Consider the following 12,822-nt stretch of genomic DNA (forward strand, 5'->3'; position numbering starts at 1 on the left):
AAGGCGGATCCCATGCGCGATGCTTCGGTTCGGTCCCTGGTGCGCCCCGTGGACCCGTCGCACCGTGAGCGTGAGGTCATCGCCGCGTTCAGCGAGATCACGACCGAGGCCATCACCACCACGCGGCTCGAGGACCTGCTGGGCCTGCTCGGCAAGCAGCTGTGCCACCTGCTGGGCGTCACGCGCTGTTCGGTGTACCTGCGCGACGGCGACGGCCGGTTCCGCGGCGCCGCCGGCTACTGCGAGAGCGAGGGCGACATCTCGGCCGCCGTGCAGGCGCAGGAGGCCGGCATCCAGGGCGACCGGTTCAGCCGCGAGGTCATCGAATCGGCCGCGCCCGTGCTCATCTCCGACGTGCCGCGTGACCCGCGGCCGCACCGCCGCACCATGGAGCACTGGCACGTGCGCGCGATGCTCGGCGTGCCGCTCGTGTTCGACGGCAAGGTGATCGGCCTGATCTTCGTCGACAACGTGCAGAAGGACCACGTGTACGCCGACGAAGACGTGGCGCTCGCGGAGCTGTTCGCCCGGCTGGGCGCGTTGTTCCTGCGGCAGGCCATGCTGAACGCGCACCTGAAGAACAAGGCCGCCGAGGTCGTGCGGCAGAAGAACACGCTGGCGTACCTGGCGGACGTGCACCAGAAGCTGACCAACGCCGTGCTCGACGGCGCGAGCATCCAGACCGTGGTGACGCTGCTCGGTGAGCTCTCGGCGAAGCCCGTGGTGCTGTACAACGAGGATTTTCAGGTGCTGGCGTGGTCCGCACCTGCGGGGTTGAAGATGACGCAGCCGCCGGAGCTGGCGGCGCGGATCCGCGAGTTGCCGTCGGTGAAGCAGGCACTGGCTTCGTTGAGCGCGAGCTGCCCGTCGACGATCGTGCCGCCGACGCCCGCCGTGTGGGTCGGGCGCCGGCACCTGATGTGCCGGCTGATCATCGAGGGTCAGCCCAGCGGGTACCTCGGGATCGTCGAGGTCGGGCGCGGGCTGGAGGAACTGGACACGAAGCTCGCCGAACACGGGGCGACGGTGCTGTCGTTGCAGGTGCTGTCCGAACGTCGCCAGGCGGAGGCCGAGGGGCAGGCGCGGGAGGACTTCCTGTCGGATTTGCTGCACCGAACCCGCGATGCCGAGCAGCTGGCACGGCGGGGGCCGCAGTTCGGGGTGAATCTGGCTCAGCCGCACGTGCTGGTGCGGTTCGCGTTGGACAACGCGAGCCAGAACGTGAGTGTTTCGGTGGGGCGGAAGCTGGTGATCCGTTCTCTGGCCACGTTTTTGTCGGTGTCGGAACCCGCCGCGGTGAGCTTGCCGGGCGCGGTGGTGGCATTGCTCTCGCTTCCCGAAGGCTCCGAACCTCGGGATTTGCGCGCCGCCGTCGACGAGGTGCGCTTGGCTGTGGGCCCACGGCTGCGGGTGCGGACCGCGGTGATTTCGGGAGTGTGCCGTTCTCCGGAGGATTTCCCCCTGGCACACAGGGAATTGCGGGAGATCGATGAGCTGGCCACGTCGTTCGGCTGGTCCGGTGGCGTGGTGACAGTGACTGAGCTGGGGTTGTTCCGGCTCGTCGCGTCCAGCGGGCGGGTGAAGGAGGCCGTGCAGTTCGCGCACGAGACGATCCGCCCGTTGCGGGAGGCGGACTCGTCGTTGCTGGAGACGTGGCGGGCTTTTGTGGCTGCGGAGGGGCGGGTTCAGGGCACTGCATCGGAGCTGGGCGTGCACGAGAACACGATCCGGTACCGGCTGGGGAAGATCGGGAAGCTGATCGGGCAGGATCCGGGTGCGTTGGATTGTCTGCTGCAGTCGAGGATCGCTTTTCAGATTCTTGATTTGGCCGGTTGGTGAGTTATTTTTGCAGGATTTCGGCGAGGGCGCCGAGGTTGTCTTGCATTCCTCGTTTGAACAGCTTTTCGGCCAGGGGTCCGAGCAGTGCGGCCGGGCCGGAGAGCCCGGCTCCGCTGATGGTGCCTTCCAGGGTGAGCTGGGTTTTGCCTCGTGTCGGCTCGACTTTGTAGCGGTAGACGAACGGTGTCGGGCCGCTGAGCGAGGTGAACGTGACTTCTTTTTCGGGGGTGAGTTCGGTTATTGCCACCTCGTTTCGGGCAGGCCCCCCGGGCAGGTTCCGGTGGACCTCGTAGCGTGTCCCGATCCCTGTGTTATCTCCTGTCCGGTCGACTCGCTGCACAGCTGAATACCACTGTGGCATGGTCGTGAAATCAGCTACGAACTCGAATACCTCTTTGGGCGGTGTGTCGATTTCCATGGTCAGCTCGAAGGTCATTTTGTTTTCCTTCCTTCGGCGGCAAGACGGTTCTCGAACGCTCGCCCTGCCGGTGATTCCTGGGTAAAGTTCTTGAGGAACACGACAAACGCTTCGACGTCGGTTCCTTTGGCTGCTTTGTCGAGCTGGTCGTACAGCTGATCCTCGATCTCGGCGACCCGCTCAGCCTTGGCGCGCCCCGTTTTCGTGAGCTCCAACCGCACCTGCCGCCGATCCTGCTCACTCGCGGTCCGCTCCACGAGCCCCGCCCCCACCAACCTGTCCACGATCCGGCTCGGACTCGCCCCGGTGTCGCACACGAGCATCTCCCCGAGCTCCCGCAACGCCATCGGCCCGTGCCCCGCGAGGATCCGCAACACCTCCGACTGCGCCGGCGTCACCCCGATCTCCCCCAGTTGCACCGTCAATCGGCGGTTGCCTTCCCGCTGCGCCGCGAGGATGAGGTAGCGGAGCTGCTCGGCCCTGCGCACTTGGCCTCCTTGTTTGGTGGCGTGACATGTATGTCGTGACACCGATTACACGCCTGCGGGGCTCCGGTGTCAAGGGTGCCGATTGATCAGGCGCTTCCGCGGTGTTAAGAGTTCACTGCCAACGAGTGACGGACGGAAGAGACTCAGCCGTGAATGACCAGGTAGCTGCCGATTTGCTGGAGATCGTCGAGGCGCTCATGCCGGGCGTTTCCCTCGGCTCGGCTTGCCTGGCCGGCCACGGCAATATCCACCATGTCGTGCTGCTTCCCGGTGTCGCGGCTGTGCGGATCAGCCGGCGCCCGTCGGCGGCGGAGGCTTTGCCGCGCCGAACGGAGTTGCTTCGGGTGATCGCAAGCGCGGGGCTGCCGTTCGCGGTACCGGAACCGCTGACACCGGTGACGATGTTCGGCGATCGCGCGGCAGTCGCCGTCTCCTGGATCGACGGTGCCGGACTGCCGGAGGGCGAGGGGGATCCGGCGAAGATCGGCGAGCTTCTGGTTGCTTTGCGGGAGCTGCCTCTCACTGCGGAGCTGAGAACTGCGCTGGACGCGCCGGGCAGGGAGGGTTGGGCGGACGTCCTGGCCCAAGACGTCATCCCCCGCCTCCCCGCGAAGTGGCGCGACGAAGGCCGACAGCGCCTCGAACGGGCGCTGGCTCTCGAACCGGTCGCGGATTCGCTCGTGCACGCCGATCTGGGCGGCGAGAACGTCCACTGGACCGAGGACGGCAAACTGGTCGGCGTCCTGGACTGGGACCTGGCCCTGCCGTTCGACCCGGCGATCGACGCCGCCTGCATGGCCTGGCACGGCTGGCACCACGTCCGCGGAGCCGTCGGCGGCAAGACCTACCAGCGCGCCCAGGTCTGGGACGCGGTGTTCGGCGTCGAGCACCTGGTGGCAGTGCTCAACGGCAGGCGCTTGGCCAACGTCGACAGTTACGTGGCACACATCGTCGCGTGGCTGGAGCGGGACGCGGACCGGTCTTTCGCATAGCCGGCCGGCCGCGGTGGCAGTGTGAGCGCGGGTTGTCAGAGCTCCGACGCACTGCTCGGAACCGGAGTTGTCCGGCGCGCCCGTTTGGCGCCGAAGGTGTGCAGGCTTTCGCGGAACCGGAGTTGCTCGGAGCGCACGTTTGGAGCGGGAAGTGTCCACAGGGCTTTGCGCGCGAGCGTAGTTGTGCACAGGGCTTCGCTCACGACCGGAGTTGTCCACAGATTCAGGCCGATCCACTTTTCGGGGCCCAGCAAAGATAGACTGGAATGGGGACGCCCCCCTCGAGGAGGGCGGGGGCTGTCTGGCTGCCGGCGGTGGCGCACATCTCTTGCAGGGCAGGGAAGTTTGGCTGGCCGTCAGAGGCTTCTCCGGCGTGCGCCCCACCGCACCGGCTGTCGACTTCGCAGAGACCGTGGCGGTCGACGGGGAAGACCGGGACGCCGAGCACTTTGAGCCGCCGCGTGGCGAAGCGGAGCCCGCGGGGAAGCGCCTGAAGCCGAAGCCGTTGAAGTTGCTCAACCTCCGAGGCACAGGGGTAACAGCGGCGATCAGCCAGACGCCCTCGCGCATAGCCGCAAACCAAACACAGCCACCAGGGACCGGCCCCCAGATCAGCCCTTCACAACCGGCGCGACCTGCTGCGCCCACTGCCAAGGCGCGGCCGTGCCGCCCGGCAGGGAGTTGAAGTACTCCCAGCCGTCGACGCCGCCGAAGTCCGGGTACTTCGCGGTGAGCGAGCGGATCGTCGACTGCAGGTGTGGCAGGTCGACGTAGCCGCCGCAGTTGGCCGGGTTGGTGACGGTGCCGGCGACGACCTTGGCGGCCGGGACGACGCCGTGGCGGATGATGGCGTCGTAGCCGGCGGTGTCGGACAGGGAGCCCCAGCCGCAGTAGAACTGGGTGTTGAACCAGGAGATCTGGGGGCCGCGGTCGCGGTAGAGCTGGTCGTAGTTCAGGCCCGAGAGGCCGCGGCCGCCGCTCAGTTCCGGGGCGACGGGGGCGAAGGTGATGAGGAAGGACGGGCCGAAGTCGGTGCGCAGGGCGTCGATGAGGCGGACGACCGAGGCGTTGTCCACCGTCTCTTCGATGTCCAGGTCGATGCCTGACAGCGAGTGGTCGCGAAGCAACGCGCGAAGAGGCGGGTAGTAGGTGTCGAAGTCCGAAGCGAGCCGCTGGAAGCTGCCCTGCGCCGCGCCGCCGAGGAAGGCCAGTGTGTGGACGCCCTGCGAGCGCAGGGTGCCGAGGTCCTGCCACATCGGCGTGAACTTCGTGGCGGACCGTGCTCGCACCACCACCGTCCGTAGGATTCCGCGCGGGGCCGGACCGGGGTGATCGGCCGTCGAACCCCAGACCCCAGAACCGATCCCGGCTCCGCGCGAAACACCTCGAGAAATCTCAGCAGCGGCCGAGCATGTCCGTCAGCGCGGACTTCTCGGCGGAGTTCACCGTGAGCTTGAACTTCGACTTCACCGCGACCCACATGCGGGCGTAGGTGCACCAGTAGCCCGTGGACGGCGGCTTCCACTGGTCCGGCGACCGGTCGCCCTTCTCCTGGTTGACGTTGTCCGTCACGGCGATCAGCTGCGGGTCGGACAGGTCGTTGGCGTAGGCCTGGCGCTGCGCCGTGGTCCACGACGAAGCACCGGTGCGCCACGCATCGGCCAGCGGCACGACGTGGTCGATGTCCACATCGGACGCCGCGGTCCAGGTCGCGCCGTCGTAGGGCGAGACCCACTTGCCCGAGGTGGCGGTGCAGCTGGAGTTGGTGACGACGTTCGTGCCGTCGCGCTTGAGCACGACCTCACGGGTGTCGCAGTTGTTCCCCTGCTGGATCCAGTGCGGGAACTTGTCGCGGCTGTAGCCGGTCAGCGAGCCGTCGGCCTTCACGGTGAGGCCGGCGAGCTCGCTCTTGGCCGTCGTGGCCGACGGGATGCCGGGCGGGGTCGCGTCGGCGATGCCGACCATCGTGCCGCCGAGCAGCGTCACGCCGACGAGGACGGTCAAGGAGTTTCGGACACTACGCGCTGTGGGCATATCGCTGCCTCCGTGTCGAGTGTGGGACTGATTCACCCTCGACCACGGAAGTGGCGCAAGCAACACTTACGGGTGACATGTAACAGACCTTCAGTGAACAGAAAGTGCTGTTAGGCCACCTGGCGCAGAACTATCGGATGAAAGCGGTCACGGTCGGATCAGGCGCAGGTCTTCGGTGTGGCGGTACCAGGTCCGCTTGGTGACCTCTCGCGGGTGCGCGACGCCGTCGCTCACGAGCGAAGTGGTCGGCAGGCAGCCGAGCTGGAAGGCGCGGCCGTGGAACACCGCGGTGCGCTTCACGAGCTTCCCGCGCGTCACCCGCGCGACCAGGCCGTTCTCGTCCGAGGACACCTCGACGGCGGCCGCGGTGCCGTCGAACGCCAGATGCTCGTCGCTGTACGCCTGGCCCTGGACGTTACGCAGAGTGGCGCGCCCGGCCAGGATGCCGCCGGTGTCGTCGCGCACGAGCGGCACTTCGGAGGCCGAAGCGTCGAGGGCGATTTCGAGCGCTTTGACGGGGTCTGTGGGCAGTCCCCAGAGCGCCGCGACGGCCGAACCGGACTCGGAGGGCACGAACCCGACCGACACGCCCGACACCCGATCGGTACGCAGCAATCGCACGAGCACCGCCGAGAGGTCAGCGTCGGTCCCCGCGACGATCAGACGCTCGTGTTTCCCCAGCAAGGGATCGATTTCCGCCTTGCCCGGAAGCGCTGAAACGCGGACGATGGAGACGTCCGGGAGGCCCGTGAACGAGTGCGGATCATCACCGCAGACCACCACGATTCCGCGCACGCGCACGTCCTCCGTTACAGTCATGCACCGGCATTTCCCAGCGCCACCCCGTGTCCCATCGGGACACTTTCCCTGTTGCCGAACACCTGGAGTGTCACATGCCGGCGATCGTGCTGATCGGTGCCCAGTGGGGGGACGAAGGCAAGGGCAAGGCGACCGACCTGCTCGGTGACCGCGTGCAATGGGTCGTCCGGTATCAGGGCGGCAACAACGCCGGCCACACCGTCGTCCTTCCCAACGGCGAGAACTTCGCCCTCCACCTCATCCCGTCCGGGATCCTCACACCGGGCGTGACCAACGTCATCGGCAACGGTGTGGTGGTCGACCCGGGCGTGCTGCTCGACGAGCTCGCGGGTCTGGAGGAACGCGGCGTCGACACGAGCGGGCTGCGGATCTCGGCCGACGCGCACTTGATCATGCCGTACCACGTGGCCATCGACAAAGTCACCGAGCGCTACCTGGGCAGCCGCAAGATCGGCACCACCGGCCGTGGCATCGGGCCGTGCTACCAGGACAAGATCGCCCGCGTCGGCGTCCGCGTGCAGGACCTGCTCGACGAGAAGATCTTCCGCCAGAAGGTCGAAGCCGCGTGTGAGTTCAAGAACCAGGTGCTGGTGAAGGTGTACAACCGCAAGGCGCTCGACGCGAACCAGGTCGCCGACGAGGTGCTCGCCGCCGGCGAGAAGTTCGCGCACCGCATCGCCGACACGCGGCTGCAGCTCAACCAGGCCCTCGAGCGCGGCGAGACCGTGCTGCTGGAGGGTTCGCAGGGCACGCTGCTCGACGTGGACCACGGCACGTACCCGTTCGTCACGTCGTCGAACCCGACTTCGGGCGGCGCGAGCGCGGGTTCGGGCATCGGCCCGGGCCGCATCACCACCGTGCTGGGCATTCTGAAGGCCTACACCACGCGCGTCGGCTCGGGCCCGTTCCCGACGGAGCTCGACGACGAGGCCGGCGAATACCTGCGCAAGCAGGGCGGCGAGTTCGGCGTGACCACCGGCCGTTCGCGGCGCACCGGCTGGTTCGACGCCGTGATCGCCCGCTACGCCGTGCGCGTCAACGGGATCACCGACTACTTCCTCACCAAGCTCGACGTGCTGTCGGGCCTGGAGAAGGTGCCGGTGTGCGTCGGGTACGACGTGGACGGCCGCCGCACCCACGACATGCCGATGACGCAGACCGACGTGCACCACGCCGTGCCGGTGTACGAAGAGCTGCCGGGCTGGTTCGAGGACATCTCGAGCTGCCGGACGTTCGACGAGCTGCCGGCCACCGCTCGGTCCTATGTGGAGCGTCTCGAGGAGCTCTCGGGTGCGCGGATCTCGGCGATCGGCGTGGGTCCGGGTCGCGAGCAGACGATCGTGCGGCACGAGTTCGTCTGACGGGTGTTTCGCTCAGCTGACGGGCGTTCTCGACGAACGCCCGTCAGCCCATGCCCGTCCGATTGGTGAGGGTGTTGGTGGCGGAGAGCTCTTCGAGGTCCAGCTCGACGAGGACCTTGCGCAGCACCTCGTCGTCGAGGCGTCCGGCGCGGTTCTCCGCGATCATCGCCGCGCGCTGGGTGATCAGCAGCTCACGCCGGGCCTGCGCGAACTTGGCCTGGGGGCTGGCGCTGCGCTCCTCGCCGGACAGCGTGATCGCGGCCCGCGCGAAGCGGTAGCGGGTGTCGACAAGCCGTTCCAGACGTTCTTCCAGCCGCTTCATGCGGTCCGGCGGCAGGTCCGCCTTGGACATCGCCGCCTGCGTGATCTCCTTCAACCGCGCGTGCGCTGCCTTCTGCGCGACTTCCCGCGCGGCCAGCTCCTCGGACTGGTCGCGCGCGGCCTCGGCCGGGTCCTGCACCTTGAGCCGGCGGATCAACGGCGGCAACGTGAGGCCCTGGACCAGCACCGTGCCGATGGCGACGGTGAACGCGAACAGCTGGATCTCCGGGCGCCCCGGCGTCCCGAACGGCACGGCCGACGCCGCGGCGAGCGTGACCACACCGCGCATCCCGGTCCACGACACCACGGCCAGCGCCTGCCACGAAGCCGAGTCTCGCGTGCGGCCGAACAGCCGCAGTGTTCTCGGCAGGTAGCTCGACAGGAACACCGCGGGGATCCGCACGGCCATCGTCACCAGCAGCACCACGATGGCGACGATCGCGAGGGTACCGTTGTCGCGGGCCGCGCGATCGGCGCCGTCGAGCACAAACGGCAGCTGCAGGCCCATCAACGCGAACACCAGCGCTTCGAGCAGCACGTCGATCGACGTCCACACGGACCGGTCCTGCATGCGCGTGGCCGGGGACGCGCGCAGCGACCGTTGCCCCAGGTAGAGGCCGGCCGTGACCACGGCGAGCACGCCCGAACCGCTGAACTCCGAGCCGAACGGGTGCAGGTGCTCGGCCGTCACGTAGGCCGCGAACGGCACGATGATCCCGAACGCCGACTCCAGCAGCGGGTCTTCGAGCCGCGAGCGGATGAACACCACCACGAACCCGGCCACGAGGCCCACGGCGATGCCGAGCACCGTTGCCACCGCGAACACACCCAGACCGTGGCCGATCGACCCGGCCATGCCCGCGACGGCGGCGAGCGCGACCTTGTACAGCGTGAGCGCGGCGGCGTCGTTGACCAGGCTTTCGCCGGTCAGCACGGTCATGATCCCGCGCGGCAGTCCGAGCTTGCGCCCGATCGCCACGGCGGTCACGGCGTCGGGCGGCGCCACGACGGCCCCGAGCACCAGCGCCGACGCCCACGGCAGGTCGGGCAGCAGCAGGTGCACCACGAACGCGACGACCACGGCCGTGACCACCACCAGCACCACCCCCAGCCCGATGATCGGGCGGAGATTCGCGCGGAAGTGCGTGAGCGAGCTGTCGAGCGACGTCGAGTAGAGCAGCGGTGGTAGCACCACCGTGAGGATCAGCTCGGGCTCCAGCTCGATCCGTGGCACGCCGGGGATCAGCGCGACCCCCAGCGCGACCACGACGATCAGCAGCGGCGCCGACACGTTGTAGCGCCGGGCGAGCGCGGTCAGGCCGAGCGCGCCGGCGAGGACTCCGACCAGCGTGAGGGTCTCCATGCCCGCATCTTCACCCAGGTTGATCTCGGACGACGGGTCACGGGCAGGTCGTGTCGCGCCCGGGCAGGTGATCTTCGAGCAGGAAATCGGTGAGCCGGCCGGCGGTGCACGCGTTGGTGAGGTCCACGCCGTGGCCGACCTCGTCGATCGTGGTCAGCTCCGCGCGGCGGCCGAGAGCGGCGCGCATCCGCAGGGCGCCGGAGTAGGCCGTGGAGGGGTCGGCGTGGTTCTGGAGCATCAGGACGTTGCGCGGGCCGTTCGCCGTGATGGGCACGGGCTGGTGCACGGCATCGCGCGGCCAGAAGGCGCACGGTCAGATCTCGGCGAGCATTCCGTTGGTGAGGGGGTGGGCCTGGCGTTCCTGCTGGACGGCGGCGGCGTACGTCGCCAGGTTGCGGGAGACGGGCGCGTCACCGCAGAGGACGGCGTACTGGTCGCTGGCGAGGTTGTCCGGGATCGGCTGGGTGAAGGTGGTGCCGAACGGCAGGTCCTGGCCGTCGCCGAGGGCCATCAGGCTGGCGATGACGGGGTAGGTCGCCGGCTTCTCGAGGAACGGCGGCGCAGCGATGCGCACGTCGTTGCCGGTGAGGACGCGGCCGCTGTCGAAGGTGCGCGGGTACTGGTCGAGGGCCGCGGTGATGCGGAAGTAGGCGGCTCGCACGCGGATCAGCGCGAACCCCAGTGCGACCACGACGATCAGCAGCGGCGCCGACACGTTGTAGCGCCGGGCGAGCGCGGTCAGGCCGAGCGCGCCGGCGAGGACTCCGACCAGCGTGAGGGTCTCCATCTGCGGCGAACGCGGGAAACGCCGTTTCCACGCCCTCGCCCTTCAGTCGGATCGCGGCTGTGACGCCTTCCGGCGGGGTGCTGCTGTCGAGCACGATCTTGCCGGTGTCCTGCGGGAACAGCGACGCGTAGACGGCGCCGCGGTAGGTGCCGTAGGACGTGCCGTAGTAGTTCAGGTGCCGCGCGCCCAGTGCTTGGCGGATGCGGTCCATGTCCTGGGCGACGCTCTTGGTGTCGAGGTACGGCAGGTAGGCGCCGGCGTTCTTCGCACACGTGTCGGCGACGCGGCGGGCGTGGGCGACACCTGTGCCGATGTCGCCGCCGGGCGTCGGGTACGGGTCGGCGAGGTCGGGGGCGCGGTCGGCGTCGGACAGTCCACAGAGGACTGGGGTCGAGTTGCCGATGCCGCGGTCGTCGAAGCCGATGAGGTCGTACTGGCTCAGCAGGCGCTTCCCGACGGCCGTGGTCGACCACACGCTCGGCTGGTCGAGGCCGGATCCGCCGGGCCCGCCCGGGCCGATGGCCAGCGGTCGGTGTTTCGTGCCGGCGATGCGCGAGATCGTGAGGATGATGGTTTTCCCGTGCGGGTGGGCGTAGTCGAGCGGGACGGCCAGCGTGCGAACTGCTGGCGCGGGTCACGCTGGACGGTGTTGTTCGACACGTCGGGAGTCGGGGCGGGGCAGGTGCCCCAGAACAGGGTCGTGGTGGCCGCGGCGGCGGGTGCGACGGTGAGCGCGCCGAGGCTGGTCACAGCGGCGGCGAGCGCGGCGATCCGGTGTGGTTTCACCGTCTCGATCATCACCAGGCCCGCCGCGCGCCGCCTCCACCTCGGGGTTGGTCCCGGGTCTATCCCAGTTCTTTGAGCTCCCGTTCGACGGCTTCCAGTTCCGCCGCGGATCCCTGCACCTTCGGGCCCGTGAACCACTTGCGCGCCGACACGACCCACCACAGCGCCGCGCCGCCGAGCACGATCAGGAACGCGATCGGCGTGTAGTTGAAGGAGTCGACCGTGATGGGTGAGCCCTGCGGCAGCATGAACAGCACGAAGATCACCACGACCCACGCCGTCGCGACGATGCCGATCGGCTTGCCCCAGCGTCCGAGGTTCCACGGCCCCTTCTCGAAGCTGTCGCCGCGCCGCACCCGCAGGAACACGGGGATCACGTACGCCACGTACAGCCCGACGGTCGCGATCGACGTGACCGCCGCGTACGCCGTGGCGCTCCACAGGTACGGCAGCGCGAGGATCAGCGCGCCGCCCGCCGCGAGCCACACGGCGTTGGTCGGCGTCTGCGTGCGCTTGTTGATGCGGTGCCAGATCTTCGAGCCGGGAATGGCGCCGTCTCTTGCGAACGCGTAGATCATCCGTGAGTTGGCCGTCACCGAAGCCATGCCGCAGAACAGCTGCGCGCCGATGCAGATCAGCAGCAGGAACTTGCCCGTGACCGCGCCGGTGGCGTCGATGAAGATCTGCGCCGGCGGCACACCCGTGGCCGAGTTGACGGCCCCGTCGTAGTCCTGGATGGCGAACGTGAGCCCGATCAGCAGCACCCACCCCGCGACGAGCGACACGAGGATCGAGTTGATGATCCCGCGCGGCCCGGCCTTCGCGGCGTTCTTGGTCTCCTCCGTCATGTGCGCCGACGCGTCGTAGCCGGTCAGCGTGTACTGCGCCAGCAGCAACCCCAGCGCGAACACGTATACCGACGAGCTCCAGCCCGTCTCGTTGGCGAAGTGCCCGAACACGAACGACGCTTCCTGGTGCTTCGCCGGCACGAACACGAGCACGCCGACGATCACCAACACCCCGATCAGGTGCCACCACACGCTCACACTGTTGAGGATCGCCACCACCCGCACACCGAACGTGTTGAGCGCCCCGTGCACCACCAGGATGATCGCCAGCAACAGGATCGTGTGCCCGGGCGTCGCGGAGTAGCCCCACTGCAGGTCGAGGAACGCGTTCAGGAACAGCGCCGCCCCGAAGTCGATGCCCGCCGTGACGGCGATCTGGCCGATCAGGTTGAACCACCCGGTGAACCACGACCACGCCGGCCCGTTGCGCGTCGCCAGCTTCGCCGCCCAGTAGTACAGACCACCGGCCGTCGGGTAGCTGGAGCACACCTCCGCCATGCCGAGCCCCACGAGGATCACGAAGAGACCGACGAGCGGCCACCCCCAGATCATCGCCACGGGCCCGCCGGTCTTCATGCCGAAGCCGTACAGCGTCAGACATCCGGACAGGATCGAGATGATCGTGAACGACACCGCGAAGTTCGAGAACGACGACATCGTGCGCTTGAGCTCCTGCGCATACCCCAGCGCGTGCAGCCGGGCGCTGTCCTCGTCGTGGCGGTCGGGTTCGGCGGTCTGCTGGTCGGAGACATCCATCGGGCACCCC

Annotated in this window: 11 protein-coding genes and 2 pseudogenes; 3 read left to right on the top strand and 10 right to left on the bottom strand. The window is 68.4% G+C overall.

From position 1 onward, the window contains the following. Positions 1-12 precede the first annotated feature (12 nt). The gene (locus AB0M56_RS01505; RefSeq protein WP_364169725.1) at positions 13-1,839 is read left to right on the top strand and encodes a GAF domain-containing protein; all 1,827 of its coding nucleotides are present in this window, start codon (positions 13-15) and stop codon (positions 1,837-1,839) included. A gap of 1 nt (position 1,840) precedes the next feature. Here AB0M56_RS01505 and AB0M56_RS01510 read toward each other — a convergent pair whose 3' ends face one another. Both AB0M56_RS01510 and AB0M56_RS01515 read right to left on the bottom strand, forming a co-directional pair. Next, complete coding sequence (locus tag AB0M56_RS01510) at positions 1,841-2,275, bottom strand: SRPBCC family protein (RefSeq protein ID WP_364169727.1); 435 nt, start codon at positions 2,273-2,275, stop codon at positions 1,841-1,843. Next, the gene (locus AB0M56_RS01515; RefSeq protein WP_364169729.1) at positions 2,272-2,745 is read right to left on the bottom strand and encodes a MarR family transcriptional regulator; all 474 of its coding nucleotides are present in this window, start codon (positions 2,743-2,745) and stop codon (positions 2,272-2,274) included. Before AB0M56_RS01515 ends, AB0M56_RS01510 begins: the two co-directional genes overlap by 4 nt. Before the next feature lie 173 nt (positions 2,746-2,918). Here AB0M56_RS01515 and AB0M56_RS01520 point away from each other — a divergent pair, with 173 nt between their 5' ends. Next, a complete protein-coding gene (locus tag AB0M56_RS01520; protein ID WP_364169732.1) occupies positions 2,919-3,737 on the top strand; it encodes a phosphotransferase in 819 nt (272 codons plus the stop codon). Between the two features lie 611 nt (positions 3,738-4,348). Here the strand turns inward: AB0M56_RS01520 and AB0M56_RS01525 are convergent. The 3 genes from AB0M56_RS01525 to AB0M56_RS01535 form a co-directional block, all read right to left on the bottom strand. Next, the gene (locus tag AB0M56_RS01525; protein WP_364169735.1) at positions 4,349-5,026 is read right to left on the bottom strand and encodes a glycosyl hydrolase family 18 protein; all 678 of its coding nucleotides are present in this window, start codon (positions 5,024-5,026) and stop codon (positions 4,349-4,351) included. Between the two features lie 106 nt (positions 5,027-5,132). After that, positions 5,133-5,771 carry an HNH endonuclease family protein gene (locus tag AB0M56_RS01530; RefSeq protein WP_364169738.1) on the bottom strand — a complete coding sequence of 213 codons (639 nt, stop codon included), beginning with the start codon at positions 5,769-5,771 and terminating at the stop codon, positions 5,133-5,135. 147 nt (positions 5,772-5,918) lie between these two features. Continuing rightward, positions 5,919-6,590, bottom strand: a complete 672-nt coding sequence (locus tag AB0M56_RS01535) for a hypothetical protein (protein ID WP_364169741.1) — start codon at positions 6,588-6,590, stop codon at positions 5,919-5,921. A gap of 74 nt (positions 6,591-6,664) precedes the next feature. On the opposite strand from AB0M56_RS01535, the gene AB0M56_RS01540 reads away from it, so the two are divergent. Beyond that, complete coding sequence (locus AB0M56_RS01540; RefSeq protein ID WP_364169744.1) at positions 6,665-7,951, top strand: adenylosuccinate synthase; 1,287 nt, start codon at positions 6,665-6,667, stop codon at positions 7,949-7,951. Between the two features lie 43 nt (positions 7,952-7,994). On the opposite strand, the gene AB0M56_RS01545 is transcribed toward AB0M56_RS01540, so the two are convergent. From AB0M56_RS01545 to AB0M56_RS01565, 5 genes and pseudogenes are all read right to left on the bottom strand, one after another. Then, on the bottom strand, positions 7,995-9,635 hold the full coding sequence (locus AB0M56_RS01545) for a Na+/H+ antiporter (RefSeq protein ID WP_364169747.1): 1,641 nt from the start codon (positions 9,633-9,635) through the stop codon (positions 7,995-7,997). Positions 9,636-9,672: 37 nt separating this feature from the next. Beyond that, positions 9,673-9,933: pseudogene (locus tag AB0M56_RS01550) on the bottom strand (alpha/beta hydrolase); the annotation flags it as partial. 15 nt (positions 9,934-9,948) lie between these two features. Further along, positions 9,949-10,422, bottom strand: a complete 474-nt coding sequence (locus AB0M56_RS01555; protein WP_364170756.1) for a hypothetical protein — start codon at positions 10,420-10,422, stop codon at positions 9,949-9,951. A gap of 52 nt (positions 10,423-10,474) precedes the next feature. Beyond that, positions 10,475-10,897: pseudogene (locus AB0M56_RS01560) on the bottom strand (alpha/beta fold hydrolase); the annotation flags it as partial. 370 nt (positions 10,898-11,267) lie between these two features. Next, positions 11,268-12,812 (bottom strand): amino acid permease, encoded by a 1,545-nt coding sequence (locus AB0M56_RS01565; RefSeq protein WP_364169750.1) that lies wholly within the window; start codon positions 12,810-12,812, stop codon positions 11,268-11,270. Positions 12,813-12,822: the final 10 nt, after the last annotated feature.

The sequence above is a fragment of the Amycolatopsis sp. NPDC051372 genome, from assembly GCF_040682095.1.
In the GTDB taxonomy this organism is placed as follows: domain Bacteria; phylum Actinomycetota; class Actinomycetes; order Mycobacteriales; family Pseudonocardiaceae; genus Amycolatopsis.

Coding starts and splice junctions, on each gene's coding strand:
- AB0M56_RS01505 (WP_364169725.1), top strand. CDS start 13: ATGCGCGATGCTTCGGTTCGGTCCCTGGTGCGCCCCGTGGACCCGTCG.
- AB0M56_RS01565 (WP_364169750.1), bottom strand. CDS start 12,812: ATGGATGTCTCCGACCAGCAGACCGCCGAACCCGACCGCCACGACGAG.
- AB0M56_RS01545 (WP_364169747.1), bottom strand. CDS start 9,635: ATGGAGACCCTCACGCTGGTCGGAGTCCTCGCCGGCGCGCTCGGCCTG.
- AB0M56_RS01530 (WP_364169738.1), bottom strand. CDS start 5,771: ATGCCCACAGCGCGTAGTGTCCGAAACTCCTTGACCGTCCTCGTCGGC.
- AB0M56_RS01555 (WP_364170756.1), bottom strand. CDS start 10,422: ATGGAGACCCTCACGCTGGTCGGAGTCCTCGCCGGCGCGCTCGGCCTG.
- AB0M56_RS01510 (WP_364169727.1), bottom strand. CDS start 2,275: ATGACCTTCGAGCTGACCATGGAAATCGACACACCGCCCAAAGAGGTA.
- AB0M56_RS01540 (WP_364169744.1), top strand. CDS start 6,665: ATGCCGGCGATCGTGCTGATCGGTGCCCAGTGGGGGGACGAAGGCAAG.
- AB0M56_RS01535 (WP_364169741.1), bottom strand. CDS start 6,590: ATGACTGTAACGGAGGACGTGCGCGTGCGCGGAATCGTGGTGGTCTGC.